This window comes from Streptomyces sp. Go-475 (assembly GCF_003330845.1).
Taxonomy (GTDB): domain Bacteria; phylum Actinomycetota; class Actinomycetes; order Streptomycetales; family Streptomycetaceae; genus Streptomyces.
Window position 1 is genome coordinate 8,183,870 of record NZ_CP026121.1, and the last position, 25,150, is coordinate 8,209,019.

At 73.4% G+C, this 25,150-nt stretch carries 26 protein-coding genes; 17 read left to right on the forward strand and 9 right to left on the reverse strand.

Annotation, left to right across the window (positions count from 1 at the left end; translation table 11 throughout):
- The first annotated feature begins 168 nt into the window (after positions 1-168).
- From C1703_RS37055 to C1703_RS37100, 10 genes are all read left to right on the forward strand, one after another.
- Positions 169-357 (forward strand): ferredoxin, encoded by a 189-nt coding sequence (locus tag C1703_RS37055; RefSeq protein ID WP_114256933.1) that lies wholly within the window; start codon positions 169-171, stop codon positions 355-357.
- 1 nt (position 358) lies between these two features.
- On the forward strand, positions 359-1,555 hold the full coding sequence (locus C1703_RS37060; RefSeq protein ID WP_114256934.1) for an FAD/NAD(P)-binding oxidoreductase: 1,197 nt from the start codon (positions 359-361) through the stop codon (positions 1,553-1,555).
- Positions 1,556-1,566: 11 nt separating this feature from the next.
- Positions 1,567-2,379, forward strand: coding sequence for an acetoacetate decarboxylase family protein (locus C1703_RS37065; RefSeq protein ID WP_114256935.1), 813 nt, complete (start codon positions 1,567-1,569; stop codon positions 2,377-2,379).
- A 98-nt stretch (positions 2,380-2,477) separates the two neighbouring features.
- Complete coding sequence (locus C1703_RS37070) at positions 2,478-3,941, forward strand: aldehyde dehydrogenase (protein WP_114256936.1); 1,464 nt, start codon at positions 2,478-2,480, stop codon at positions 3,939-3,941.
- On the forward strand, positions 3,934-4,857 hold the full coding sequence (locus tag C1703_RS37075) for a 3,4-dihydroxyphenylacetate 2,3-dioxygenase (protein WP_114256937.1): 924 nt from the start codon (positions 3,934-3,936) through the stop codon (positions 4,855-4,857). The genes C1703_RS37070 and C1703_RS37075 overlap by 8 nt, the downstream gene beginning before the upstream one ends.
- Entirely contained in the window at positions 4,850-5,695 is an 846-nt protein-coding gene (locus C1703_RS37080; protein WP_114256938.1) for a fumarylacetoacetate hydrolase family protein, read from the forward strand. The genes C1703_RS37075 and C1703_RS37080 overlap by 8 nt, the downstream gene beginning before the upstream one ends.
- A gap of 64 nt (positions 5,696-5,759) precedes the next feature.
- Positions 5,760-6,383 carry a TetR family transcriptional regulator gene (locus C1703_RS37085; RefSeq protein ID WP_114256939.1) on the forward strand — a complete coding sequence of 208 codons (624 nt, stop codon included), beginning with the start codon at positions 5,760-5,762 and terminating at the stop codon, positions 6,381-6,383.
- A 135-nt stretch (positions 6,384-6,518) separates the two neighbouring features.
- On the forward strand, positions 6,519-7,970 hold the full coding sequence (locus tag C1703_RS37090) for an APC family permease (protein WP_114256940.1): 1,452 nt from the start codon (positions 6,519-6,521) through the stop codon (positions 7,968-7,970).
- Positions 7,971-8,034: 64 nt separating this feature from the next.
- Positions 8,035-9,525, forward strand: coding sequence for an aldehyde dehydrogenase (locus C1703_RS37095; protein ID WP_114256941.1), 1,491 nt, complete (start codon positions 8,035-8,037; stop codon positions 9,523-9,525).
- Positions 9,522-10,214, forward strand: coding sequence for a gamma-glutamyl-gamma-aminobutyrate hydrolase family protein (locus C1703_RS37100; protein ID WP_232840709.1), 693 nt, complete (start codon positions 9,522-9,524; stop codon positions 10,212-10,214). Before C1703_RS37095 ends, C1703_RS37100 begins: the two co-directional genes overlap by 4 nt.
- 14 nt (positions 10,215-10,228) lie before the next feature.
- Here the strand turns inward: C1703_RS37100 and C1703_RS37105 are convergent, their stop codons facing one another.
- Positions 10,229-10,801 (reverse strand): MarR family transcriptional regulator, encoded by a 573-nt coding sequence (locus tag C1703_RS37105; protein WP_031117685.1) that lies wholly within the window; start codon positions 10,799-10,801, stop codon positions 10,229-10,231.
- A 104-nt stretch (positions 10,802-10,905) separates the two neighbouring features.
- On the opposite strand from C1703_RS37105, the gene C1703_RS37110 reads away from it, so the two are divergent.
- Positions 10,906-11,847 carry a TIGR03619 family F420-dependent LLM class oxidoreductase gene (locus C1703_RS37110; protein WP_114256942.1) on the forward strand — a complete coding sequence of 314 codons (942 nt, stop codon included), beginning with the start codon at positions 10,906-10,908 and terminating at the stop codon, positions 11,845-11,847.
- Positions 11,848-11,862: 15 nt separating this feature from the next.
- Here the strand turns inward: C1703_RS37110 and C1703_RS37115 are convergent, their stop codons facing one another.
- Complete coding sequence (locus C1703_RS37115; protein WP_232840710.1) at positions 11,863-12,099, reverse strand: LuxR C-terminal-related transcriptional regulator; 237 nt, start codon at positions 12,097-12,099, stop codon at positions 11,863-11,865.
- A gap of 110 nt (positions 12,100-12,209) precedes the next feature.
- Between C1703_RS37115 and C1703_RS37125 the strand changes: the two genes are divergently transcribed.
- Both C1703_RS37125 and C1703_RS37130 read left to right on the forward strand, forming a co-directional pair.
- Positions 12,210-13,193 carry an ABC transporter permease gene (locus tag C1703_RS37125; protein ID WP_114256944.1) on the forward strand — a complete coding sequence of 328 codons (984 nt, stop codon included), beginning with the start codon at positions 12,210-12,212 and terminating at the stop codon, positions 13,191-13,193.
- A gap of 36 nt (positions 13,194-13,229) precedes the next feature.
- Entirely contained in the window at positions 13,230-14,927 is a 1,698-nt protein-coding gene (locus tag C1703_RS37130) for an amidohydrolase (RefSeq protein WP_114256945.1), read from the forward strand.
- Between the two features lie 6 nt (positions 14,928-14,933).
- On the opposite strand, the gene C1703_RS37135 is transcribed toward C1703_RS37130, so the two are convergent.
- From C1703_RS37135 to C1703_RS37145, 3 genes are read right to left on the reverse strand one after another with little or no spacing between them, the layout of a single operon-like run.
- Positions 14,934-15,815, reverse strand: coding sequence for a metal ABC transporter permease (locus tag C1703_RS37135; protein WP_114256946.1), 882 nt, complete (start codon positions 15,813-15,815; stop codon positions 14,934-14,936).
- Positions 15,812-16,660, reverse strand: a complete 849-nt coding sequence (locus C1703_RS37140) for an ATP-binding cassette domain-containing protein (protein WP_114256947.1) — start codon at positions 16,658-16,660, stop codon at positions 15,812-15,814. Before C1703_RS37140 ends, C1703_RS37135 begins: the two co-directional genes overlap by 4 nt.
- Positions 16,657-17,577, reverse strand: a complete 921-nt coding sequence (locus tag C1703_RS37145; protein WP_114256948.1) for a zinc ABC transporter substrate-binding protein — start codon at positions 17,575-17,577, stop codon at positions 16,657-16,659. Before C1703_RS37145 ends, C1703_RS37140 begins: the two co-directional genes overlap by 4 nt.
- A 198-nt stretch (positions 17,578-17,775) precedes the next feature.
- Between C1703_RS37145 and C1703_RS37150 the strand changes: the two genes are divergently transcribed.
- From C1703_RS37150 to C1703_RS37160, 3 genes are all read left to right on the forward strand, one after another.
- Positions 17,776-18,462, forward strand: coding sequence for a helix-turn-helix transcriptional regulator (locus C1703_RS37150; RefSeq protein ID WP_114256949.1), 687 nt, complete (start codon positions 17,776-17,778; stop codon positions 18,460-18,462).
- Complete coding sequence (locus tag C1703_RS37155; RefSeq protein WP_114256950.1) at positions 18,459-19,433, forward strand: pyridoxal-phosphate dependent enzyme; 975 nt, start codon at positions 18,459-18,461, stop codon at positions 19,431-19,433. Before C1703_RS37150 ends, C1703_RS37155 begins: the two co-directional genes overlap by 4 nt.
- A 140-nt stretch (positions 19,434-19,573) precedes the next feature.
- Complete coding sequence (locus tag C1703_RS37160; protein WP_031117700.1) at positions 19,574-19,933, forward strand: cupin domain-containing protein; 360 nt, start codon at positions 19,574-19,576, stop codon at positions 19,931-19,933.
- 148 nt (positions 19,934-20,081) lie between these two features.
- Here C1703_RS37160 and C1703_RS37165 read toward each other — a convergent pair whose 3' ends face one another.
- The 4 genes from C1703_RS37165 to C1703_RS37180 form a co-directional block, all read right to left on the reverse strand.
- Positions 20,082-21,440 carry a VWA domain-containing protein gene (locus C1703_RS37165; RefSeq protein WP_114256951.1) on the reverse strand — a complete coding sequence of 453 codons (1,359 nt, stop codon included), beginning with the start codon at positions 21,438-21,440 and terminating at the stop codon, positions 20,082-20,084.
- Positions 21,437-22,294 carry a MoxR family ATPase gene (locus C1703_RS37170; RefSeq protein WP_114256952.1) on the reverse strand — a complete coding sequence of 286 codons (858 nt, stop codon included), beginning with the start codon at positions 22,292-22,294 and terminating at the stop codon, positions 21,437-21,439. The genes C1703_RS37165 and C1703_RS37170 overlap by 4 nt, the downstream gene beginning before the upstream one ends.
- Before the next feature lie 107 nt (positions 22,295-22,401).
- On the reverse strand, positions 22,402-23,712 hold the full coding sequence (locus tag C1703_RS37175) for an FtsX-like permease family protein (protein ID WP_114256953.1): 1,311 nt from the start codon (positions 23,710-23,712) through the stop codon (positions 22,402-22,404).
- Between the two features lie 3 nt (positions 23,713-23,715).
- Entirely contained in the window at positions 23,716-24,501 is a 786-nt protein-coding gene (locus C1703_RS37180) for an ABC transporter ATP-binding protein (protein WP_114256954.1), read from the reverse strand.
- A 436-nt stretch (positions 24,502-24,937) separates the two neighbouring features.
- On the opposite strand from C1703_RS37180, the gene C1703_RS40245 reads away from it, so the two are divergent.
- Positions 24,938-25,150, forward strand: coding sequence for an SDR family oxidoreductase (locus C1703_RS40245; RefSeq protein ID WP_269803237.1), 213 nt, complete (start codon positions 24,938-24,940; stop codon positions 25,148-25,150).

The following is a 25,150-nucleotide window of genomic DNA, read 5'->3' on the forward strand; positions in this document are numbered from 1 at the left end:
TTATCCATCCGGATAGCTATTGACCAGGCCCCTGCCCCTGCCTACCTTGTTTGGAGCCAAACGAGTTCGGGGCGCGTCCACCGCACCCCGTTGGCCGGGGCCCGGCCCCTTCCGGCCGGGCCCCTTCTTCCCTTCCCCTCGACGCCCTCACATTCAGGAGGACCGGCCATGAAGGTCGTCGTCGACATGAACAGGTGCCAGGACCACGGCCAGTGCGTCTTCGCCGCCCCCGACGTCTTCCGCCTGGACGACGACGGCCGCCTGGCCTACGTCCCCGACCCCGACGACGCCCTGCGCGACGAGGTCGAGGAGGCCGCGGACGTCTGCCCGCTCCAGGCCATCCGGATCGAGGACTGACATGAGCGGGCGCATCGTCGTCGCCGGCGCCTCCCTCGGCGGACTGCGCGCCGCCGAGCAGCTGCGCGCCGCGGGCTGGACCGGCGGCATCACGGTGGTCGGCGACGAGCCGCACCCGCCGTACAACCGGCCCCCGCTGTCCAAGGAGGTCCTCGCGGGCAAGGCGTCCTTCGCCTCGCTCGCCTTCACGCCGAAGCCGTCCGCGGCCGACGTGGAGTGGCGGCTGGGCACCAGGGCCGTGCGGGCCCGGCTCGCCGAGCGGACCGTCGTACTCGACGACGGCTCGGTGCTGTCGTACGACGGGCTGGTCGTCGCCACCGGGATGCGGCCCCGGCGGCTGCGCTGCCCCGGGCCGGTCGCCGGCCGGCACACCGTCCGCACGATCGACGACGCCCGGGGGCTGCGGGCCGAGCTGACCCGGCCGGGCGTGCGGGTCGTCGTGGTCGGCGCCGGGTTCATCGGCTGCGAGGTCGCCGCGACCGCGGTCGGGCTCGGTGCGGCCGAGGTGACCGTCGTCGATCCGCTGCCGTTGCCCATGGTCGGGCCGCTCGGGGAGCTGCTCGCGCGCGTGCTGCTGCACCGGCACCGGGAACGCGGGGTCCGCTTCGCGCTCGGCTCGGGGGTCGCCGGGTTCGAGGGCGACGACCGGGTCACCGGTGTCGTGCTGAGCGACGGGTCCGTGCTCGCCGCCGACGTGGTGGTGGAATCCGTCGGTTCGGTCGCCAACACCGAGTGGCTCGACGGCAACGGACTCGACCTGGGCGACGGCGTGCTCACCGACGAGCACCTGAGGGCCGGCGGCCGGCCCGAGGTCGTCGCGGTGGGTGACGTCGCCCGTTTCCCCAACGCCCGCTACGACGGCGTGCCGCGGCGGGTCGAGCACTGGTCCGTGCCGACGGACTCGGCCAAGCACGCGGCGAAGGTGCTGGTGGAGGGCGGTGCCGGCCTGGCGCCCTTCGCGCCGCTGCCCACCTTCTGGAGCGACCAGCACGACTTCCGGTTGCAGTCCTTCGGCGCGCCGGCGCTGGGGCTCGGCGATGTCCGGGTCCTCGACGGCGACCCCTCCGGGGACGTGCTGGCCGGTTACCACCGCGACGGACTGCTGGTCGGTGTCGTCGCGCTCGGCGGGCCTGCCGCGGCCCGCGCCGCCGCCCGGTACCGCGCCGATCTGCTGAAGCAGCCCGCCCTCACCTCGTAAGGAGCCCTTCCGTGACCGGTCTTCGTGGTTACTTCCATCCCAAGACGGCGACGGGCGCGTCGTCGCTGATCCCCTCTCCGCCGTGGCGGTACTCCGGCGACCTGTTGACGGTCGAGTACCGGACCGATCCGGCGCGGGTGCGTGAACTGCTCCCCGAGCCACTGGAGTTGGCCGACGAGGATCCGGGCGCGGTCGCCCTGATCTGGGCGGACTGGCAGTCCTGCTCGGCCTCCGGGGAGGAGCTGCTCGATCCCGTGCGGGCGCAGTACAAGGAGGCGTTCGCGGTCGTGCGGTGCCGGTACGGGGGGCGGACGTACTCGCGGTGCGTCCACATCTGGGTCGACAAGGACTTCGCGATCGCGCGGGGGCTGCACCAGGGGTATCCGAAGAAGCTGGGCTCCATCCATCAGACGCGGCCGCATCCGTACGGGCCCGCCCCGCGGATCGAGGCGGGGGCGCGGTTCGGGGCGACGCTGGCCGCCGCGGACCGGCGCATCGCGCAGGCCGTGGTGACGCTGCGGGAGCCGTCGGAGAGCGGTGGGTTCGTCAACGCCCATCCCATGGCGCATCACCGGTGGCTGCCGTCGATCGAGAAGGGGAAGGGGCTGGCGCTCGACGAGCTGATCGAGAGTGGTGCGGCTTCCTTCGAAGGTGGTCAACCGTGGGTCGGGGATGCCGAGTTGGAGCTGTTCGAGGCGCCTACGGAGGAACTGGCCCGGCTGGAGGTGCGGGAGCCGATCGCCGCGTACTACCGGCAGGTCGGGGTCGTCTGGGACGGGGGGCGGCTGCTGGAAGTCGGTACGTCGGGAGCGTCTGCCGCGTAGCGCCAGTGGGTCGAGTGCGGGTGCGTGGTGGCTTGTCGCGCAGTTCCCCGCGCCCCTGAGTACGTGCAATAGCCCCTCGTTGGAATGGAACTCTTCTCATGCCTGAAAGAATCACCGTCGCCGGTGTTTCCGTCGACACCCGGCACTGGATCGGCGGGCGGCGGGTCGCCTCCGACGGCACCTTCACCGACCACTCTCCGATCGACGGCAGCGTGCTGGGCGAGATCGCCCGGGGCGGGCCCGCCGAGGCCGGAGCCGCGGTCGTCGCCGCCCGGGACGCCTTTCCCGCCTGGGCCGCCACCTCGCGCGGCGAGCGCGCCCGCATCCTGCACGCCATCGCCGACGGTGTCGAGAAGCGGCTCGAAGAGCTGGCGATCGTCGAGACCACCGACAACGGCGCGCTGCTGCGGTCGCACCGGCGGGGCGTCATGCCCCGCGTCGCCCACAACTTCCGGTTCTTCGCCGACTGGCTGCTGACGCTGGAGCACGAGGACTTCGACACCCGGGGGCACACCAACCACGTCAGCTGGGATCCGGCCGGGCCCTGCGTGCTGATCACGCCGTGGAACGCGCCGCTGATGCTGGCCACCTGGAAGGTCGCCCCCGCCCTCGCCGCCGGGAACACCGTCGTCCTCAAGCCCGCCGAATGGTCACCGCTGACCGCCTCCCTGCTGGCCGACATCGCGGCGGAGGCCGGACTGCCGGCCGGTGTCCTCAACGTCGTCCAGGGGTACGGCTCCGAGATCGGCGACGCCCTCACCGCGCACCCCGACGTGCGGCGCATCAGCTTCACCGGCTCGGTGCCGACCGCGCGGCGGATCGCCGCCTCGGCCGCCGCGAACCTCACGCCCCTCAGTCTCGAACTCGGCGGCAAGTCGCCGCTGTTGGTCTTCGCCGACGCCGATCTCGACCTGGCCGTCGACCTCGCCGTGGAGCAGTACGACAACGCCGGGCAGGTGTGCCTCGCGGGCACCCGGCTGCTCGTCGAGGAGCCGGTCGCCGAGGAGTTCACCCGGCGGTTCGTCGAGAAGGCCACGGCCCTGCGGCAGGGCGACCCGCGGGACGAGAGCACCGACATCGGGCCCACCATCCACCCCCGCCAGCTGGAGAAGATCGACGGTTTCGTGCGCCGGGCCGTCGCCGCCGGGGCACGGGCGGTCATCGGCGGGCACCGCGAGGACGGCCAGTACTACGCGCCGACCCTGCTCACCGGCGTCGCCCAGGACTCCGAGATCGTGCAGGAGGAGGTCTTCGGGCCCGTCCTGACCCTGCAGACCTTCACCGGCGAGGACGAAGCCGTCCGGCTCGCCAACGACACCCGCTTCGGGCTGGCCGCCACCGTCGCCACCGGCGACCGCGAGCGCGCGGAGCGGGTCTCCGCCCAGCTCGTCGCGGGGACCGTCTGGGTCAACTGCTTCTTCGTGCGGGACCTCCGGGCGCCCTTCGGCGGCTCCCGGCAGTCCGGCGTCGGCCGCGAGGGCGGCACCTGGAGCTTCGACTTCTACTGCGACCTGAAGAACACCGTCACCGCCCCGAACGGATGGAGCCAGGACCATGGGTGAGATCGTCGGGGCCGGGCTGCTCGCCCACGTCCCCACCATCGTGCTGCCCGAGGCCGACCGCCTGGAGCTCAACGAGGGCAAGGAGATCACCCTCGTCACCGGGCTCCGGGAACTGCGCCGGGACGTCTTCGAGCGGGACGACTACGACACCGTCGTCGTCCTCGACTCCCACTGGGCCACCACCGTCGAGTTCGTCGTCACCGCCCAGCAGCGCAGAGCCGGACTCTTCACCTCCGAGGAGCTGCCGCGCGGCATGTGCCGGATGCCGTACGACTACCCGGGCGACCCCGAACTCGCCCACAACATCGCCTCGTTCGCCGACAAGCACGGCACCTGGATCACCCCGATCGACGACGCGTACCTGCCGGTCTACTACGCCACCATCAACCTCTGGAAGTACCTGGGCGAGGGCCTGCCCGACAAGCGGTGGGTCACCATCGGGGTCTGCCAGACCGGTGACCTGGAGGACCACCTGCGGCTCGGGCGGGCGCTCGCCGACGGCATCGCCGCCACCCCGGGGCGACGGGTGCTGCTCATCGCCTCCGGCGCCCTCTCGCACACCTTCTGGCCGCTGCGCGAACTGCGGGACCACGAGGCCAGCGACCCGGTGCACATCCGCACGCCCGAGGCGCGGGAAGCCGACCTGGAGCGCATCGCCTGGTTCAAGGAGGGGCGCCACGACAAGGTCCTCGACACCATGGACGAGTTCTGGAAGTTCAGGCCCGAGGCGAAGTTCTTCCACTACCTGATGATGGCCGGCGCCCTCGGTGAGCGGCACTGCACCGCCCGGGCCCGCCAGTACGGCGCGTACGAGAACTCCGTCGGCACCGGCCAGGCCCACCTCTGGTTCGACCGGCCCGCCGACGGCTGGACCGGCAGCCCCACCACCGCACCCCAGGAGTCCGCCCATGCCTGAGTACCGCCGCATCCTCCTCGACGGCGCCGCCGTCCAGGTCACCGTCGACGGTGACGAACTCGTCGCCGGGGACGGCCGCCGCGTCAAGACCGACGACGCGCGGCACCTGCCGCCGGTCGTGCCGTCCAAGGTCATCGCCGTGCACCTCAACCACCGCAGCCGGGTCGACGAGTTCCGGATCGGGCTGCCCGACACGCCCACCTACTTCCACAAGCCGACCTCGGCCCTCAACGCCCACCAGGGCGCGATCGTCCGCCCCGAGGGCTGCAAGTGGCTCAACTACGAGGGCGAGGTCGCCATCGTCATCGGGAGGACCGCGCGGAACATCGCGCAGGGTGAGGCGGGGGAGTACATCGCCGGGTACACGATCGCCAACGACTTCGGCCTGCACGACTTCCGCGACACCGACGCCGGGTCGATGCTCCGGGTGAAGGGCTCCGACACCCTCTGCCCGCTCGGCCCCGGCCTCGTCACCGACTGGGACTTCCACGGCAAGCGGCTGCGGACCCACGTCAACGGCGAGGTGGTGCAGGACGGGTCGACGGACGAGATGACCTGGGACATGCACTACCTCGTCGCCGACATCGCCCGCACCATCACCCTGTACCCGGGCGACGTCCTGCTGTCCGGCACGCCCGCCAACTCGCGGCCCGTCCAGCCGGGCGACGTGGTGGAGGTGGAGGTCGAGGGACTGGGGCGGCTCACCAACCACATCGTGACCGGCCCGACCGCCGTCCGCACCGACGTCGGCGCCCAGCCCACCGAGTCGGAGGAAGTGCTGTCGACCGCGCTCGGCGGCGACTGGGAGTTCCGTGGCATCCGGCCGCCGCGCCGCTGAGGGCCACCGGGTGGCTGAAGGCCGCCGCGCCGCTGAACGGGACGGCTTGGGTAGGGTCGCGGGCATGACCGAGCCCGCCCGCCGCCCCCGCAAGCGCGTGCACTACGGCACGGGCCGCGAGGCCCTGCTGGAGGCCGCCGTGCGCGTCGTGGCCCGGGGCGGGCTGCGCAAGCTCACCTACCGGGCGGTCGCGGAGGAGGCCGGGGTCACCCACGGCCTGGTCGTGCACCATTTCGGCTCCCGCGACGCCCTGATCGAGGAGGCCGTCGCCCACGCCATCCGCTCCTCCCTCAGCAGCAGCGCCCTCGAACCGGGCACGGGCGAGGTCGCCGACTTCTCGGCGGGCCTGACGGACATGGTCGAATCCGGTCCTGACCTCCAGGCGTTCCAGTACGAACTGCTGCTGGAGTCCCGCCGCCGCCCCGAGCTCCTCGCCCACCTGCGGTCGCTGTACGACGAGTACTTCGACGCCACCCGGCGCGAACTCACCCAGATGCTGCCCGGCCCGGTGGACGAGGGGCTGTCCCGGATGGTCTTCGCGACGCTGGAGGGGCTCGTCCTGCACCAGCTGGTCTTCGGGGAGCGCGAGGTCATCGACCAGGCGCTGGACGAACTGCGCTCGGTGCTGCGGCTGCTCGCGGAGCGACAAGGCGGCGAGGGGTGCGGCGACGGCTGCGGCGAGGGCTGAGCCCGCCACCCCCTCCGCCGCGCGCGTCCGCGATTCCTCGTCCCTCACCCCTTGCCAAACGGATAGTTCCGCCCCACCATGAGGCAACTCGTTTGGCCTGAAACGATCCTTCCTCCCCTCTGGCAGGTGATCCGAGTGGACAGTCAGACGGTCTCCCGGCACGCGGCGAAACCGGACGCGCCCACCGCAGGCACGCTCAAGCCCGACGCCCTCGGCGTCCTGGGCATCCTCTTCTTCGTCCTGTCCGCCCAGGCCCCGCTCACCGGCATCGCCGGCGCGGCCCCCATCGCCGTGGCCCTCGGCAACGGCCCCGGCGTGCCCGCCGCCTATCTGGTGGCGGGACTGGTGATCCTGCTGTTCTCGGTGGGTTTCGTCGCCATGGGCCGCCACGTCGTGGACGCGGGCGCCTTCTACACCTACATCGGCAAGGGCCTCGGCCGGACCACCGGCACCGGCAGCGCGGGCCTCGCGCTCTTCGCGTACTGCACCATCCAGGCCGCCATGTACGGCCTCTACGGCTCCATCGTCAGCGGCCTGGTCGCGAGCCACACCGGCCTGGACCTGCCGTGGTGGCTCTGGACGCTGGCGACCATGGCCGTGGTGCAGGCGCTCGGCGCGGCCGGCATCGAGATGGGCGCCAAGGTGCTGGCCGCCTTCGTCCTCGCGGAGTTCAGCATCCTGTCGGTGTTCGCCCTCGTCACCCTGGTCAAGGGCGGCGGGCCCGAGGGGCTCGGCCTCGCCGAGAGCTTCTCCCCGGCCGCGGCCCTGGACGGGGCGCCGGGCGTGGCCGTGATGTTCGCCGTGGCGTCCATGTTCGGCTTCGAGGCGACCGCCATCTACGGCGAGGAGGCCCGCGAGCCCCGCAGGACCGTGCCGCGCGCCACCTACCTCGCGGTCGTGGTGGTCACCGGCTTCTTCGCCCTGGTCTCCTGGACGCTCATCTCCTCCTACGGCGCCTCCAAGGCCACCGCCGCCGCGGGCAAGGCCCTGGCGGGCGGAGACGGCGCCGGCTTCGTCTTCGCGCCCATCGCGGCGGACTTCGGCGGCTGGGTGGGTGACGTCCTGCCGGTCCTGCTCGCCACGTCCCTCTTCGCCGGCATCCTCACCTTCCACAACTCCGCCAACCGCTACCTGTTCTCGCTCGGCCGCGACCGGCTGCTGCCGCGCCGGCTGTGCGGGCTCAACCGCCGCCACGCGCCCTGGGTGGCCGGATGCGCGCAGACCGCCCTGGCCGTCCTCCTGGTGGCGCCCTTCGCGCTGGCGGGCAAGGACCCGGTGCTGACGCTGTTCTCCTGGTTCAGCGGCGTCGCCGTCCTGGCGATGATGCTGCTGTACCTGCTGACGTCGGTGTCCGTCGTGGTCTTCTTCCGCCGCGAGCGCCTCGACCCCCGGCCCTGGAACACCCTGATCGCACCCCTGCTGGGCGCGCTCGGCATCGCCGGGGCGATCTGGCTCATCCTGGCCAACTTCACCACCCTCATCGGCGGCGCACGCACCACCGCCCTGTGGCTCACGCTGTCCGTCCCGGTGGTCATGGCGCTGGGCCTGATCGCCGCGCGGATGCGGGGCAGGGCCGCCGGCGGCTGACCACGGGCACCGTCCTCCACGGACAGCGCCGCCCATATCGTTTGACATCAAAGGAGGATCCTCCATGCCGGCCGTCACCCACGACGAGTGGCTCCGCCGCGCCAAGGCGTTCCAGCTCTCCGGCGCCCATCACATCGACGGCGCCGAGGAGCCCGGGGGAGGGGCCGCGTTCCCGGTCGTGTCCCCGCGTGACGGCCGGGTCCTCGCCGAGGTCGCCGACGGCGGCGCCGCCGAGGTGGACGCGGCCGTCGCCGCCGCCCGGCGGGCCTTCGACAGCGGGCCCTGGCCGCGCCTGGCACCCGCCGAGCGCGGCCGGGCCCTGCTCCGCCTCGCCGACCTGCTCGAAGAGCGGCGCGAGGAACTCGCCCTGACCGTCACCCTGGAGATGGGCAAACCCGTCACGGACGCGTACGGCATCGAACTGCGCGCCCTCATCGGCACGTTCCGCTGGTACGGCCAACTCGCGGACAAGCTCACCGACACCTCCCCGCACACCGCCCCGGACGCCCTCGCCCTGGTCACCCGGGAACCGGCCGGGGTGGTCGGCGCGGTGGTGCCCTGGAACTTCCCGCTGACCCTGGCCGGCTGGAAGGTCGCCCCGGCCCTCGCGGCGGGCTGCACGGTCGTGCTGAAACCCTCCGAGAACTCCCCGCTCTCCGCCCTCCTCCTCGGCCGCCTCGCCACCGAGGCCGGCCTCCCGCCCGGCGTGCTCAACGTCGTCACCGGCGACGGCCCCACGGCGGGGCGGGCCCTCGGCCTCCACCCGGACGTCGACGTCCTGGCGTTCACCGGCTCCACCGCCGTCGGCCGCCACTTCCTGCGCTACGCCGCCGACTCCAACCTCAAGCGCGTCTGGCTGGAACTCGGCGGCAAGTCGCCCAACATCGTCCTGCCCGACGCCCCGGACCTCGACCGGGCCGCCGCCACCGCCGCCTGGGGCATCTTCTTCAACCAGGGTGAGATGTGCACGGCCCCCTCCCGGCTGCTCGTGCACACCTCGATCGCCGAGCGGGTCACCGAGGCCGTGGTCCGGCGGGCCCGCGAGCTGCGGGTCGGCGACCCGCTCGACCCGGAGACGGAGATGGGCGCGCTGGTCGGCCCGGCCCACCTGGAGCGCGTGCGCGACCACATCCGGCACGGCCTCGACGAGGGCGCCCGCCTGCGCACCGGAGGCGAGCGCGTGCTCGCCGAGACGGGCGGGACGTACCTGGAGCCGACCGTCTTCGACCGCGTCGACCCCGGCTCCCGGCTGGCCCGGGAGGAGATCTTCGGGCCCGTGCTGTCCGTACTCGCCTTCGACGACCTCGACGAGGCGGTCCGCCTGGCCAACGCCACCGAGTACGGCCTCGCCGCCGGCCTGTGGACCTCCGACCTGTCCACCGCCCACCGGGTCTCCCGCAAGCTCAGGGCCGGGACGGTCTGGGTCAACTGCTACGAGGAGGGCGACCTGACCGTCCCCTTCGGCGGCATGAAGCAGTCGGGCAACGGCCGCGACAAGTCCGCCCACGCCCTGGAGAAGTACACCGAGCTCAAGACCACCTGGATCCAGCTGTGAGGCCCCTCATCGCGATCCCCGCCCGGTTCTCGGCCCGGACCTCCGCGCTCCGCTACGCCGCCGAGGTCAACGCCCGTGCCCTGATCGAGGCCGTGTGGCGGGCCGGCGGCGAGCCGGTGAGCATCCACCCGGCGGACACCGGCACCGCCGAACGGCTCACCCGCTTCGACGGCGTCCTCCTCCCCGGCGGCGGGGACCTCGCGCCCGCCCGCTACGGCGCCACCGACACCCACGCCACCGTCTACGACGTCGACCCCCTCCAGGACGCCTTCGACCTGGACGTCGCCCGGCACGCGCTGGAGTCGGGCCGGCCGCTGCTCGCGATCTGCCGCGGCCTCCAGGTCGTCAACGTCGCCCTCGGCGGCACCCTGGAACAGGACATGGGCGGCCCGGAACACGAGCACCGGCACGTCGTGCACCCCGTCACCCTGGAGCCCGGCTCGGTCCTCGCCCGCGCCACGGGCGCCGAGAAGGCCGACGCCTCCTGCTACCACCACCAGCGCGTCGACCGCCCGGGCGCGGACCTCCGCGTCACGGCCCGGGCGGCCGACGGAACCATCGAGGGCCTCGAACTCCCCGGCGCGGGCGGCTGGTTCACGGCCGTCCAGTGGCACCCCGAGGACACCGCCCACGAGGACCCGGCCCAGCAGGGCCTGTTCGACGCGCTCGTGCGGGCCGCGGCCCGGTGAGGCGGTGGCGGGCGTCAGGCCCGGGGCCGTCGGCCGCTGCGCCGGGGGGCGGGCTCGGCGCCGCCCAGCAGGGCCTGCCGCCGCTCCTCGCCGTGCTCCTCCACCTGGAGCACCACGCTGCGCAGCCCCTCCGCGAGGCTGCGGCACTCCGCGTCGCTGAGCCCGGCGGTGACGAACGCCTCCTCCTCGTTGAACGCCGGGAACACCCGCCGCATGAACTCCTCGCCCTCGTCGGTGAGGCTCAGCAGCACCAGCCGCCCGTCGCTCGGATGGTCCGCCCGCCGCAGCAGCCCCCGCGACTCCAGCGTGCGGGCCACCCCCGTGAGCGTGCCCTTGGAGATCCCCGCCTCCTCCGCCACGTGCCGGGTCTCCGACTCGCCCCACACCCAGACCACCCACAGCACCACGAAGGCCGTCCAGGTCAGGTCGGAGCCGCGCAGCACGGAGTTCTCCAGGTGCTGCCGCACGGCGGACGCGGCCCGGTAGATGTTCGCCACCGCCGCCATCTGCTCCCGGCGGATCGGAATGCCCCCGAGCTTCGCCGCGGCGAGCTTCTCGGCTTCGGTGATCGATCGGTGGCCCGGCACGGGCGGCTCCTTCGGCTGGTCCTGCGGCGTCACGAGCGGGCGGCTCATCCTCGCCGTCCAATCGTTCGGGCTCAAATTGTACGAACTCGAAAGGGAAACCCCACATGCCGATACAGCCCCGCATGCTCCTCGTCCTCAGCGAGAACTGGACCCTCACCGGTGGCCGGGCCGACCTGCCCGCCGCCGTCCGCTGGGCCCGCGAGGCCGAGGACGCCGGCTTCGACTCGGTCATGGTCAGCGAGCACATCGTCCTCGGCCCCGACGCGTCCGCCGCCGGCGTCATGGGCAACCCCCGTGACTACGCCCTCCCGGGCAACCAGGACCCGGACACCCCCTGGCCGAACTCCCTGCTGCTGCTCGCCGCCATCGCCTCCGTCACCTCCCGGCTCCGCCTGGCCGCCGCCGCCGTCCTCGCCCCGCTGCGCCACCCCCTGCTGCTCGCCCGCGAGCTCGGCACCCTCGACCTGATCAGCGAGGGGCGTCTCGTCGTACAGCCCACCGTCAGCTGGAGCAAGGACGAGTACGACGCCCTCGGCGTGCCCTTCGACCGGCGCGGGCGGCTCCTCGACGAGCACCTGGAGGTCTGGGCGAAGGCCTGGGGGCCCTCCCCGATCTCCCACGACGGACCCCACTACCCCTTCCGGGACGTCCACTTCGAGCCCAAGGCCCACCGTCCGGACGGACCCCGGCTCTGGTTCGGCGGGCAGCGCCTGCACGGCCCCGTCCTGCGCCGCCTCGTGCGGTACGGCCACGGCTTCCACCCGCTCGGCCGCCCCACGCCCGCGGACCTCCAGGCCCTCGAGGAGGCGATGACGGCGGCCGGGCGGGACATCGGCGACCTGGAGATGATCGGCAGCACCCGCGCCGTCTTCCCCGACGACCGCTCACCGGCGGACCTGGGCGCGGCGCTCGCCGTGCTCCCCGAGCAGCTGGAGCAGGGCTTCACGACCTTCTGCGTCAAGCCGAACCAGTTCATCGACGACCCCGACGGCGTCGGGGCGTTCTGCCGCGACGTCATGAGGCGCGTCGCGGCGCTGACCTCCTGACCGCCCGGGCCCGGATCACGCCTCCACGAACCGCGCGAGGTGATCCGGGTCCGGCCGCAGCAGCCCGTCCCGGACGGCGAGCGCCGTGGCCTGGGCGCGGGACACGCACCCGGTCTTGCGCAGCAGATGCTCGACATGGCTGTGCACCGTCCGCGGGGACAGGAACAGCGCCTGCGCGATGGCCTGGTTGGTCTGCCCCGTGGCCGCCCGCGTGAGCACCTCCAGCTCCCGGGGGCTCAGCCCGTACGGCATTGCCTGATCGTCGCCCGGGGACGGATCGTCGGCGAACTCTCCGGCACGGAACTCACCGAACAGTCCCTGCTGTCGGCCGTCCACGACCCCCTGCCCGCCGAAGGAGCAGCATGACCACCGCCGACCCCGCCCTCACCCGGCCCCGCCTGATCGCCACGGGCGGGCTGACCGCCGTACGCCGCAACCCGCTCCTCGTCGTGCTCGTCGTGATGGTGCCGTTCTTCCAGCTCACCACCGGCAGCTTCCTCGACCCGGCCAACCTGAGCGGCATCGCCACCGACGCCGCCACCCTCGCCATCGTCGCGGTGCCGCCGGCCCTGCTGGTCATCAGCGGCTACCTCGACCTGTCGGTCGGCTCCACGCTGGCCCTCGGAGGGCTCGTCGCGGGCTGGCTCGCCGGGCAGCACCACCAGTCGCCCGCCATCGCGCTGTTCGGGGCGCTCGCGGCCGGGGCCGTGGTCGGCGCGGTGAACGGCGTCCTGTGCTGCCACCTCGGCCTGTCCGCGTTCATCGTGACCCTCGGCATGCTGACCGCCGTGCGCGGACTCGCCCAGCAACTGTTCCCGCTGCCGCTGAGCGGCTTCGGCTCCGGGTTCGCCTGGATCGGCGGGGCACGCGTCGCCGGGCTCGCGGCACCGGTCGTCATCGCGGCACTCGTGCTCGTCGCAGGCGCCCTGTTCCTGGCGCTCACCCCCGCCGGACGGCACGTCTTCGCCATCGGCGTCAACCGCGAGGCCGCCCACCTCTCCGGCGTCCACATCCGGCGCACCCCGTTCGCGCTGTTCGTCGCCACCGGCGTGGCCGCCGCCCTGGCCGGGGCCATCAAGGCGTCGGTGCTGGACAGCGCCGTCGCCGGCACCTCCGGCGCCGGGTTCGAACTGACCGTCCTCACCGCGGTGCTGCTCGGCGGAGTCGCCCTCACCGGCGGCACCGGCTCGATCCTCGGCGTCCTGCTCGGCGTGCTCTTCCTCGGCGGCCTGCAGAACGGCCTGACCCTGCTGAACGCGCCGACGTTCTGGCAGCAGATGGCCCAGGGCGCCGCGCTGGTGGCCGGCGCAGCCCTGGCCTACGCGGCACCCCGCGCGGGGCGCTGACCCACCCTCTTCCGAAATTCCGAAATGAGGTCACCCGTGAGCGACACCGCCCCCACCCTCGTCCTGACCGGCGGCCAGGTCCTCACCGTCGACGCCGGCTTCTCCGTCGCCGAAGGCGTGGCCGTGCGCGGCCGGGACATCCTGGCCGTCGGCGGCGACGCGGAGATGCGCGCCCTGGCCGGGCCCGGCACCCGGATCGTCGAGCTGGGCGGCCGGACCGTGCTGCCCGGCATCAACGACTCGCACCTGCACGGGGCCGCGTACGGGATGACCAAGCCGCCGTTCGCCGTCGACGTCGGTCATCCGGCGGTCGGTTCCCTCGCCGACATCGCCGCGGCCGTGGCACGGGCGGCACGGGAACTGCCGGACGGCGCGTGGGTCGTCGGCCTGGGCTGGGACCCCGGCTACCTCGCCGAGTGCCTCGCCGACCCCGGCCGCTTCCCGCACCGCCGGGACCTGGACGCGGTGGCCCCGCGCCACCCGGTCTGCCTGACCGACTTCTCCTCCCACATGGTGTGGGCCAACTCCGAGGCGCTGCGCCGCTGCGGCATCGACGCGGACACCACGCCCCCGCCCGGCGGCGTCATCGACCGCGACCCCGACGGCCGCCCGACCGGCATCCTGCGCGAGGCGGCCGGACGGCTCGTCCAGGCCGCGCTGCCCGCCCCGACCCTCGCCCAGCGCCGCCGGGCCATCCAGGGCGTGATCGGCGAGCTGCACTCCCGCGGCATCACCAGCTACACCGAGCCCGGCCTCGGCCCCGGCGGCGCGGGCACCCTCTTCGGCGGCCTGAGCACCGACAACTGGACCGCCTACGCCGACCTCGCCGCACACGGCGAACTCCAGGCCCGGGTCAGCGTCCTGCTCCTGCCCGCCCCCATGGGCGGCTCCGCCGACGACGTCCGCGAGGGCCTGGCCGCACTGCGCCGCCCCGAGTCGGCCGATCCCCGGCTGCTGCGGGCCATCGGCGTCAAGATCTTCGGCGACGGCGTCCCGCCCAACCGCACGGCGTGGATGAGCGAGCCCTACCCGGACGGCGGCCACGGCGCCCTCTGCGTCCACGGCGACACCCCCGCCCTCCAGGTGCGCGAACTGCGCGAGATGATCCGGCTCGCCCACGAGGCCGGCTTCCAGCTCGGCGTGCACGTCACCGGCGACCGGGCCATCGACACCGTCGTGGACGCCTTCGTCGCCGCGAACACCGCCGCACCCCGCCCCGACGCCCGGCACTACGTCATCCACGGCGACTTCATCAGCCCGCGAAGCCTGGCGAAGCTCGCCGCGCACGGCTACGGCGTCAACATGAACCCCGCCATCAAGTGGACCATCTCCGACCTCATGGACGAGGTCGTGGGCCCCGAACGCTCCGCGTACCAGTGGCCGGTGCGCTCCGCGCTCGACGCCGGAGTGCGGGTCTGCGCCAGCTCCGACGCCCCCATCACCGAGCCCGACTGGCGCCAGGGCGTGGCCTCGATGATGCTGCGCGAGTCCAAGGCCGGCGGCCGGCCCAGCGGTCCCGAGCAGTGCGTGCCGCTCGCCGACGCCCTGCGCGCCTACACGGCCACCGCCGCCTGGCAGGACTTCGCCGACGACTGGAAGGGCACGATCGAGCCGGGCAAGGCGGCCGACCTCTGCGTCCTGGACCGGCCGCTGCTGGACCTCGACCCGCACGAGATCACCGAAGCGCGGGTCGACCTCACGGTCTTCGACGGGCGGGTCGTCTTCGAACGGTGAGGCGCCTCAGGCCGGCCGCGGCACCGTCCGCCGCGCTCCCCAGCGCCGGGTCCGGTACCGCCCCGCCACCCGGCACACCGCGTAGATCGTGAACGAGATCGTCGTGACGTAGGGGCTGATGGGGATGCTGCTGCCCAGCGCGAGCAGGATGCCGCCCTCGATCGAGGCCACGGCGAACAGCACGCTCAGCACGGGCAGCAGCACCGGCGAGGCGGTGACGCGGGCCGCCGCGGCGGCCGGGGTCACGACCAGCGTGAGCACCAGCAGCGCGCCGACGATCTGCACCGACAGGGCGACCGCCAGCCCGAGCACCAGCATGAACGCGAAGGACAGCCCCCGCACCGGCACCCCGCGCGCCTCGGCCACGTCCGGGTCTGTGCTGGCGAAGGTGAGGGGCCGCCACATGACGGCCAGGGCGACCAGCACCAGGACGGACGTGCCGAGCAGCCAGGACATCTGCGGGGTGTCGACGGCGACGATCTGCCCGGTGAGCAGCCCGAACTTGTTGGCCGCCCGGCCCTTGTAGAGAGCGAGGAACAGCACCCCGAGCCCCAGCCCGAACGGCATGATGATGCCGATCGCCGAGTTGCGGTCCCGGGCCCGTGCCCCCAGCACGCCGATGGCACCGGCCGCGAGGAGCGAACCGGCGATCGAGCCCGCCACGATGTTCGCCCCGAGCAGCAGTGCCGCCGACGCGCCCGCGAAGGACAGCTCGCTGATGCCGTGCACCGCGAACGGCAGGTCCCGCATCAGCACGAACACCCCGGCCAGCCCGCCCACGAGGCCGAGCGCCACACCGGCGATGAGGGAGTTGCGGACCAGGGCGAGGAGTTCGCCGTAGTCGGTGAAGTCGAAGATCTGGTGCCAGATCCCGTCGGCGAGTGTCATGCGCGCACTCCGTCCGTCTCGTCGGCCTGCTCGGGGTGGTGCGGCGGGGAGGCCGGTTCGTCGGGCGCCCCGGCGACGACGACCCGGCCGCGGACGCGCACGACGTCGACCTGCGTGCCGTAGAGCCGGGACAGCGACGCGGAGGTCAGCACCTCGTCCGGGGTGCCGGTCCGGTGGCCGCCGCGGGCCAGGTACAGCACCCGGTCCACCAGCCCCAGCACCGGGTTGATCTCGTGCGTGACGAACACCACCGCCGTGCCGTGGGAGCGGCGCCGGGCGTCGATCAACTCGGTGACGGCCCGCTGGTGGTTCAGGTCGAGCGACAGCAGCGGCTCGTCGCAGAGCAGGATCCGCGGATCGGTCGCCAGGGCCTGCCCGATGCGCACCCGCTGCCGTTCGCCGCCGGACAGCATCCCGAGCGGGACGTCCGCGTACGCCGTGGCCCCGACCGACTCCAGGATCTCGTCCACCCGGCGCCGGACCCCGCCGCCGCGCGGCCGCGGCCCGAAGCGGTGCCCGTCGATGCCGAACCGCACGAGGTCCCGGGCGCGCAGCAGCGCCTGCGCGGACAGCGCCGCCTGCTGCGGGACGTAGCCGATGTGCCGGGCGGACTCGCGCGCCGGCCGGCCGAGGACCGTCAGCGTCCCGGCGGACAGCGGCTGACGGCCCAGCAGCGCCCGCACGAAACTGGTCTTGCCCGCTCCGTTCGGACCCAGCACGGCCAGGAACTCCCCGGGCCGCACGTCGAGATCGAGGCCGCTCCACACCTCGCGGTCGCCGTAGGACAGGGCCGCGGTGCGCAGGCTGATGACGGGCGTGCGGTCCTGGCGGGGGAGCGCGGTCACTTGGCCAGCGCGCTCGCGAGCGCGTCGACGTTGCCGGTCATCCAGCCGAGGTAGTCCTTGCCCTTGGGCAGGGTCTCGGTGACGGGTACGACGGGGACGCCGGCCGCCTTGGCCGCCGACTCGGCCTTCTCGGTCTGCGGGCCGGAGGTCTGCTCGTTGTAGACGAGCGCCTTCACCTTGTGGCCGCTGAACAGGGCCAGGCTCGCCTGGAGGACCCTGGGGGAGACGTCGTCGCCCTCCTCGACGGCCTCGCTGAACGCCGGGGGCGTCTTGTCGACCAGTCCGCTCGCGTCGGTCATGTACAGCGGCACGGGCTCGGTGATCGCCACCCCCTCCCCGCCGTGTTCCTTCTTGATCTGCGCCTCCTTCGCCTCCAGCGGCGCGAGCTTCGCCTTGAAGGCGGCGGCGTTCTTCCGGAAGCCGGCGGCCCCGTCCGGGTCGGCCTGGCCGAGGGCCGCGGCTATGCGGTCGGCGATCTTGGCGACGGTGGGGAAGTCGTACCAGACGTGCTCGTTGAGCTCGCCGCCCTTCGGGGCGGTCTTGCCGGACACCTTCACCGCGTTGATCACCTGGGCGGAGTCGTTGTGGCCGCTCTTCAGCATGCGGTCGACGAAGTCGTCGTAGCCGCCGCCGTTCTCGACGACGACCTTCGCCTTGGACAGGGCCAGCTGGTTCTGGGTGTCGGCCTCGTAGGAGTGCGGGTCCTGGTCGGGGTCGCTGATGATCGAGGTGACGTCGACTCTGTCGCCGCCGATGTGCCGCACGATGTCGCCGTAGACGTTCGTGGAGGCGACCACGGCCACCCGCGCCGGGGCGCTCTTGCCGTCGGCGGGCTCCGACGAGCTGCCGCAGCCCGCGAGCAGAGCCAGCGACGCGCTGGTCAGCAGCGCCAGGCGGCGGGACGTGGACAGGGGCATGACTCCTCCAGAGCGGATGTGCAGGGGGTGCAGAGGGGTTTCTCGTCGACAGGCGCCACGCTAGATGGCAATGAATGTCAAGAGCGGGTTCCGGCCGAAGTCATGTGAAAACCATTGCCAACTGTTGGTGATTTCTGGACGGGCTATCCAAAGGCTGGATTACTGATCTAAGGTGGAGGCGTATGGAGGGGAGACACCATGTCCGCCGAACAAGCCCTGGACGCCGAGCGGGACGCGATCCTCGCCGCGCTCGAACCGGTCGTGGAAGGCATCGCCGCGACCTTCGGGCCGGTCTGCGACGTCGTGCTGCACGACTACCGGAACCCGGAGAAGTCCGTGGTCGCCGTCGCCGGATCGGTGACCGGGCGGACGGTGGGCGGCGCGATGAGCGAGATCGGCCTGCGCGTCCTCGCCCGCGGCGACGAGGCCACCGACGAGCTGAACTACGTCACCCGCACCCGGAACGGAACGCTGCTGAAGTCCTCCACGATGGTGCTGCGGGACTCCACCGGAGCGGTGTTCGGCGCGCTCTGCGTCAACGTGGACATCAGCGCCGTCCACCAGGTCCACACCCTGCTCGGCGCGCTCGCCGGAGCCGGCGCCGCCCCGGCGGAAGCGCCCACCACCACCTTCGGCAACGACATCGACTCCGTGGTCGACGCCCTCGTCGACGCCCACCAGTCGAAACAGCGCGGCAGCTGGGCGGAACTCGACCGCGCGGAGCGCCTGGAGCTGTTCGGCGGGCTGGACGCCCGCGGTGTCTTCGCCGTGCGCGGCGCCGTCGAACAGGTCGCCGCCCGGCTCGGCATCTCCCGCGCCTCCGCCTACAACTACCTCTCCCGGGCCCGGGCCGCCCACGACACCCCCACCGGAGGATCCGCGTGACGACCACCACCCCACCGGTCACCCTCGACGACGTCCGGGCCGCCGCCGCCCGCATCGACGGCATCGCCCACCGCACCCCGGTCCTGCGCTCCCGCACCCTCGACGCGCTCGCCGGTGCCGAGGTCCACCTCAAGTGCGAGAACTTCCAGCGCATGGGCGCCTTCAAGTTCCGCGGCGCCTACAATGCCGTCTCCCGCCTCACCCCCGAGCAGCTGTCCCGGGGCATCGCCACCTACTCCTCGGGCAACCACGCCCAGGCCGTCGCCCTGGCCGCCCGCGAGCTGGGCACCACCGCCGTGATCGTCATGCCGGAGGACGCCCCGCCGTCGAAACGGGCGGCCACCGCGGGCTACGGCGCCGAGATCGTCACGTACGACCGCTACACCGGCGACCGCGTCGCCCTAGCCGAGGCCCTGGCCGCCGAGCGGGGCCTGACGGTCATCCCGCCCTACGAGCACCCGCACGTCATCGCCGGGCAGGGCACCGCCGCGCTCGAACTCGTCGAAGAGGTGGGCGAGCTGGACGCACTGCTCGCGCCCGTCGGCGGCGGGGGACTGATCGCCGGCAGCGGCACGGCCGTCAAGGGCCTGCACCCCGCGACCCGCGTGATCGGCGTCGAACCGGAGGCCGGGGACGACACCAAACGGTCCCTGGAGGCCGGCCGGCGCGTCAGCATCCCGGTCCCGCACACCATCGCCGACGGCCAGGCGCTGCACACGCCCGGAGAGCTGACCTTCTCCATGAACCGCAGGCTCCTCGACGACGTCGTCCTCGTCGGCGACGACGAGATCCGCCACGCGATGCGGTTCGCCTTCGAGCGGCTGAAGATCGTCCTCGAGCCGAGCGGCGCCACCCCGCTGGCCGCGCTGCTCACCGGCCGCGCGGGCCGCCTCCCGGGCCGCGTCGGCGTCATCCTCTCCGGCGGCAACATCGACGCCGAACGCTTCGCCGCGCTGTGCGGCGGCACCTGAACCGGGTGCCCCGAATGGCGGCCCCCGGTGGACGGGCGGACCATGGAGGTGTAGGGGGCCGACCGCCGACGGCGGTGTCCAGGGCCGCCGGGGCGACCCGGCCCCGGCCGCGGCGTACCGCGGCCGGAAGGGAGCGCGTCATGTTGGAAGTGAAGACGCTCGACAAGCCCGACGAGCGCCGTGATTTCCCCCGCGGCCACCTCGAAGCCATCCACATGACGGATCTCGACTTCGCCGTGGCGACCTTCGAACCCGGTTGGCGCTGGACGGAGTCCGTGGGCCCGATCGCGGGCACCGAGAGCTGCCAGATGCACCACAACTGCTACATGGCCCAGGGCCGGATGCACATCCGCATGGACGACGGCGGCGAGAGCGAGGTCGGACCCGGCGACGTCTTCGTCTGCTCGCCCGGCCATGACGCGTGGGTCGTGGGCGACGAGCAGGTCGTGGTCTACGACTTCCAGGGACAGACGGCCCGGGAGTACGCGAAGCAGGGATAGCACCCACCCACCCGCGCGGACGTGTCACCCGATGACGACCACCTCCGCCCGCGCGTGGTCCAACCCCGGGCACCGGACCGCCTCGGCGGTCCGGTGCCCGCACGATACCCACGGTGCCGCGAGGCCCGCCGTGCGCCGCTCCGCCCGATCACACCGGCAGCAGCCGCGCCACCAGCGCGCTCAGCTGCCGCGCGGTGCGGCACTCGTGCATCTCGACCAGCTCGGCGTACGCGGGCGCGACGGAGTCGCCCGTGCCCCAGCGGGAGCGCTGCTCGGGATTGAGCCAGTAGACGCGGCGCGCCCGCTCGGCGATCCGCCGCACGGCCGGCAGGTTCGGGTCGGCGCGGTTCGTCCGGGCGTCGCCCAGGACGAACACCGTCGTGCGCGAACCCACCGCGTCGGCGTAGCGTTCCGCGAACTCGCCCAACGCCATGCCGTAGTCGCTGCTGCCGTGGTAGCCCGTGACCGCCGCCTCCGCCTGGATGCGGGCGCCCAGGCCCTCGGGGTCGGCGCTGCCGTGCTCCAGCAGCCCGGTCACCTCGTCGATCCGGTTGACGAAGGCGAAGACCCGCACCTTGCTGAACTGGTCGTGCAGCGCCTGCACCAGCAGCATCGTGAAGTCCGAGAAACCGGAGACCGAGCCCGACACATCGCACAGCAGGACCAGTTCGGGACGGGCGGGACGCCGTCGGCGCAGCACCGGCTTCATCGGCACGCCGCCCGTCGACAGCGAACCGCGCAGCGTCCGCCGCAGGTCGATCGCGCCGCGGGAGGCACGCCGGCGGCGGGCCGCGAGCCGGGTCGCGAGCTTGCGGGCGAGCGGCTGGACCGTTCTGCGCAGCTCGGCCAGCCGGTCCTGTCCGGCGAACAGGAAGTCGACCCGGTCGGCCGTCGGGGCCACCGCCCGCCGGGCGATCTCGTCCCGCCCGCGCCGCTCGGCGACCCGCCGCCGCGCCTCCGCGGCCACCAGCGCGCGGAAGGTCTCGATGCGCCGCCGGATCTCGTCCTCCAGCAGCCGGTCCGTGAAGCCCTGACTCCCGCCCCGGCCGCGCACGGTGTCGCGGACCCGCGCCATGAGCGTCTGCGGGCGCAGCCGCTCCAGCGCCTGGTAGGACGACCAGCCGTCCGACTCCGGCGCCGAACCGTAGCCGCCGAAACCGTCGACCGCCTCGATCGCCAGCCGGCCCAGCAGGGCACGGTCGTCGGCGGCCAGGGCGTCGGCCAGCCGGTCCCGCAGGTCCTCCCGCCCCGCCGGCCGCTGCTCCGGGCCGCCGACCCCGCGCGGGAAGTACAGGTCGAAGACCGGGTCGAACACCTGCCGCTGCCCGGGCGCGTGCAGCAGCGTCGCCGCGAGCCCCTCGCGCAGCAGCTCCCGGTCGGCGAGGCCGAGTTCCTCGACCGCCCGCGCCGCGTCGACCGTCTCGCCGGTGCCGATCCGGACGCCGTGCGCGCGCAGGGCCCCCACGAGGGACGTCAGCCGCTCCGCCACGCCCGTCGGTGTGGTCACAGGGCGTCCAGGTCGAGCTTGGCGGACGCCTTGAGGAGGTCGTCCTGGTGCTTGAGGAGGACACCGAGGGTGGCCTGGACGACCGTCTCGTCCAACGTGCCGGCGCCGAGCGCGAGCAGCGTGCGCGCCCAGTCGACGGTCTCGGCGACCGACGGCACCTTGCGCAGGTCCATCGCCCGCAGCGCGCCCACCACCCGGACGACCGAGCGGGCCAGCTCCTCGTCCAGCTCCGGCACCTTCAGCCGTACGATCCGGCGCTCCAGCTCCTCGTCCGGGAACCCGATGTGCAGGAAGAGGCAGCGGCGGCGCAGCGCCTCCGACAGCTCCCGGCTCGCGTTGGAGGTGAGGACGACGAAGGGGCGGCGCGTCGCGGTGATGGTGCCCAGCTCGGGGACGGTCACCTGGAAGTCGCTGAGCACCTCCAGCAGCAGGCCCTCCACCTCGACGTCCGCCTTGTCGGTCTCGTCGATCAGCAGCACCTTCGCCTCGTCGCCCCGGATGGCGGTCAGCAGGGGCCGCGTGAGCAGGAACTCCTCGCTGAAGATGTCCGTCCGCGTCTCGTCCCAGGTCTCGTCGCGGCCCGCGCTGATGCGCAGCAGCTGCTTGGCGTGGTTCCACTCGTACAGCGCCCGGGACTCGTCGACCCCCTCGTAGCACTGGAGGCGGACCAGCCGCGCCCCGGCCACCTCGGCGACCGCCTTGGCGAGTTCCGTCTTGCCGACTCCGGCCGGGCCCTCCACCAGGAGCGGCTTGCCGAGGCGGTCGGCGAGGAAGACGGTCGTGGCGACGGCGGGCGAGGCGAGGTAGCCGGTCTCGGCCAGACGTGCGGAGACGTCGTCGACGGACGTGAACAACGGGGGCCTCCAGGTCGGCGGCGGCAACGTGCGGACGAAGCACTATCTAAGCGCTTGTTCAGCGCTGCTGTCACGGGGTTCCCGCACCGCGCCCGCCGGGCCGCCGCTCACGTGGCCGACGCCACCGCCCGCACCGCGGGCGAGCGCAGCACCCGCCGGGCCGTCGCCAGGCCCGTCCCCAGCGTCACCGCCGCCGCGACCCCGGCGACCGCGAGCCACACGCCGAACAGCTGGTCCGGCAGCACCGCGTCGCTGCGGACCACGGTGAACGGGACGACCCCCGCCAGCGCCGCCAGCGTGCCGCAGCACACGCCGGTGACCGTCAGGACCAGCCCCTCGGCCGCCACCACACCGAGCACCTGCCCGGGGGTCGCCCCGGCGAGACGCTGCTGCCCGAACTCCCGCTCCCGGTAACTGGTCGCCGCGTACAGCGAGTTGACCAGTATGACGCAGACGAACACCACGATGACGCCGACGACCGTGAAGTTGAGCGTCTCCAGGTTCTTCGCGTCGACCGACTTCACCAGCCCCGAGGCGGCGGCGGCGTCGCTCTCCACCGCCTGCATGGTCAGCGTCGCCGTGGCGACCGCGGTGAACAGGATCAGCGACATCAGGATCCCGGCGAGCTGCCCGGCCCGCTCCCGCAGGTTGCGCACCGCCAGCCAGCCGCTCGCGCCGCCGAGCGGCAGCCGGTCCAGCACCACCGCCAGCAGCCGGGGTGCCCGCAGCGCGCACCCGACGGAGAGCAGGATCGCCCCGTACGCCGGCGGCGCCATCAGCGCGGCGTCCGTCGCCGAGAACACGAACGTCGAGGTCACCGAGGCGGCTCCCGCCACCAGAGCCGCGTGGGCGAGGACCGTCCGCGCCCGGCCCCGCCGCCGGCTCGGGCGCGTCGCCCGCCGCACGGCGAGGAACGCGGCCCCCGCGGCGGCGGCGAGCGTGATGCCGACCCCGGTCGCCAGGGCCACCGGACCGAAGGAGAACCCGACCGACCGGGCGACCTGGCCGCTGTCCTGGAACACCCCCAGCAGCGCCCGGCCACCGAGCATCGCCGGACCGACCGCCAGTGCCGCGCCCACCAGTGCCACGGCCACCGCCTCGCCCACGACCATCCGCCCGAGCTGCCCCGGAGTCGCCCCCGAACAGCGCAACAGCTCCATCTCGGCGGCCCTTTGGCGCACGTTGACCGTCAGCGTCGAGGCGATCGCGAAGAACACCAGCAGGGTGCCGTAGCCGCCCACCACACCCGCCGCCGTGGAGAGGGTCTCCGCGCTCACGGCGTCCACCCCGGCCTGCCCGGCGGTGTCGTGCATCGCGTTGAAGGTCATGATGATCGCCGCGCCCAGGAACGCGCACAGCAGCGTCGCGAGGAACCGCCCGGGCCGTTGCCGGATCGACCGCATCGCCAGTACGAACATCCCTCACACCCCCGCCGGCACATCGTCGCCCAGGTGCGCCAGCCGCTCGGCCACCGCGTCCGCCGTCGGGGCGTCCACGCGGCCCGCCAGCCGGCCGTCCGCGAGGAACAGCACGCTGTCGGCGTACGAGGCGGCCACCGGGTCGTGCGTCACCATCACCACCGTCCGGCCGTGCACCCGCACCGCCTGCCCCAACAGCCCCAGCACGTCCCGCGCACTGCGCGAGTCCAACGCGCCCGTCGGCTCGTCCGCGAAGATCACCCGGGGTTCGGTGACCAGCGCCCGCGCGATCGCCACGCGCTGGCGCTGGCCGCCCGACAGCTGGCCCGGCCGGTGCCCGAGCCGGTCGCCCAGCCCCACGGCCGTCAGCACCTCCCGCACCCGCTGCCGGTCCACGCGCCGCCCGGCCAGCTTCAGCGGCAGCACCGTGTTCTGCGCGACCGTCAGCGTCTCGAGCAGGTTGTACTGCTGGAACACGAACCCGATCCGGCCGCGCCGGAACCGCGTCAGCTCGGCCTCGCCGCCGCCCGTCAACTCCGTGCCGTCCACCCGCACGATCCCGCTGTCGGGCCGGTCCAGGCCCGCCGCGCACTGCAGCAGCGTCGACTTGCCGGAGCCGGACGGCCCCATCACCGCCGTGAACGTGCCCCGCCCGAGACCGAGCGTCACACCGTCCAGGGCGGTCACGGCGCTGTCGGCGCTCCCGTACGTCTTGGTGACCTTGACCAGCCGCAGCGCCTCGGCGGCGGGTCCTCGGTCCTGGTCCTTCCGTGGCCTGGTGCGCGACATCGTCGTCCCCCTCCTGCGGCACGCCCTGTGCCTCGCCGACGACGCTACGGAGAAGGCGGCAGGACCACACGGGCCGCAGAACCCGTATCACGGGGTGTACTCAGCGACACCCCGCGACACGGGAGAACCGGAGCGCGGCCGGCCGTCAGCCGTCGCCGCCCGGGGGGGCGTGACGGGCGAGGGCCAGGCGGAGGCGCTGGTGTAGAGGCGCACCTTCGGGTCCTTGGTCGAGCCGTAGTACCAGACGCCCTGCGCCGGGGCCGGACCGCGCAGGCCGATCCGGAACTCGTCGTCCCCGCCGTGCGCACCAGGCCGCAGCGCAGGAAGACGGTCTGACGGAGTCCCCCCGACCAGGTCGGCAGCGCCGCGATGACGTGCCGGTCCTCGGCCGTCCGCTCGTTGTGCGCGTGGAGGCCCGCCACGTACGCCCCGTCGTATTGGGGGCCGTTGCCCACGAGGTCGGGGGAAGGGAGGCGAGTCGGAACGCGGCAAGGCGTGCGAAGCGGACGTCGGTCGATGCCCGGGAGCGAGCGTCAGCGGACGCGAGATCGCCACCATGGTCGTCTGCCTCGCCTCCGACCACGCCTCGGCGACCACGGGCGGTGCCCTGCGCGTCGACGGCGGCTACGTCGACTCGATCCTGCCCTGA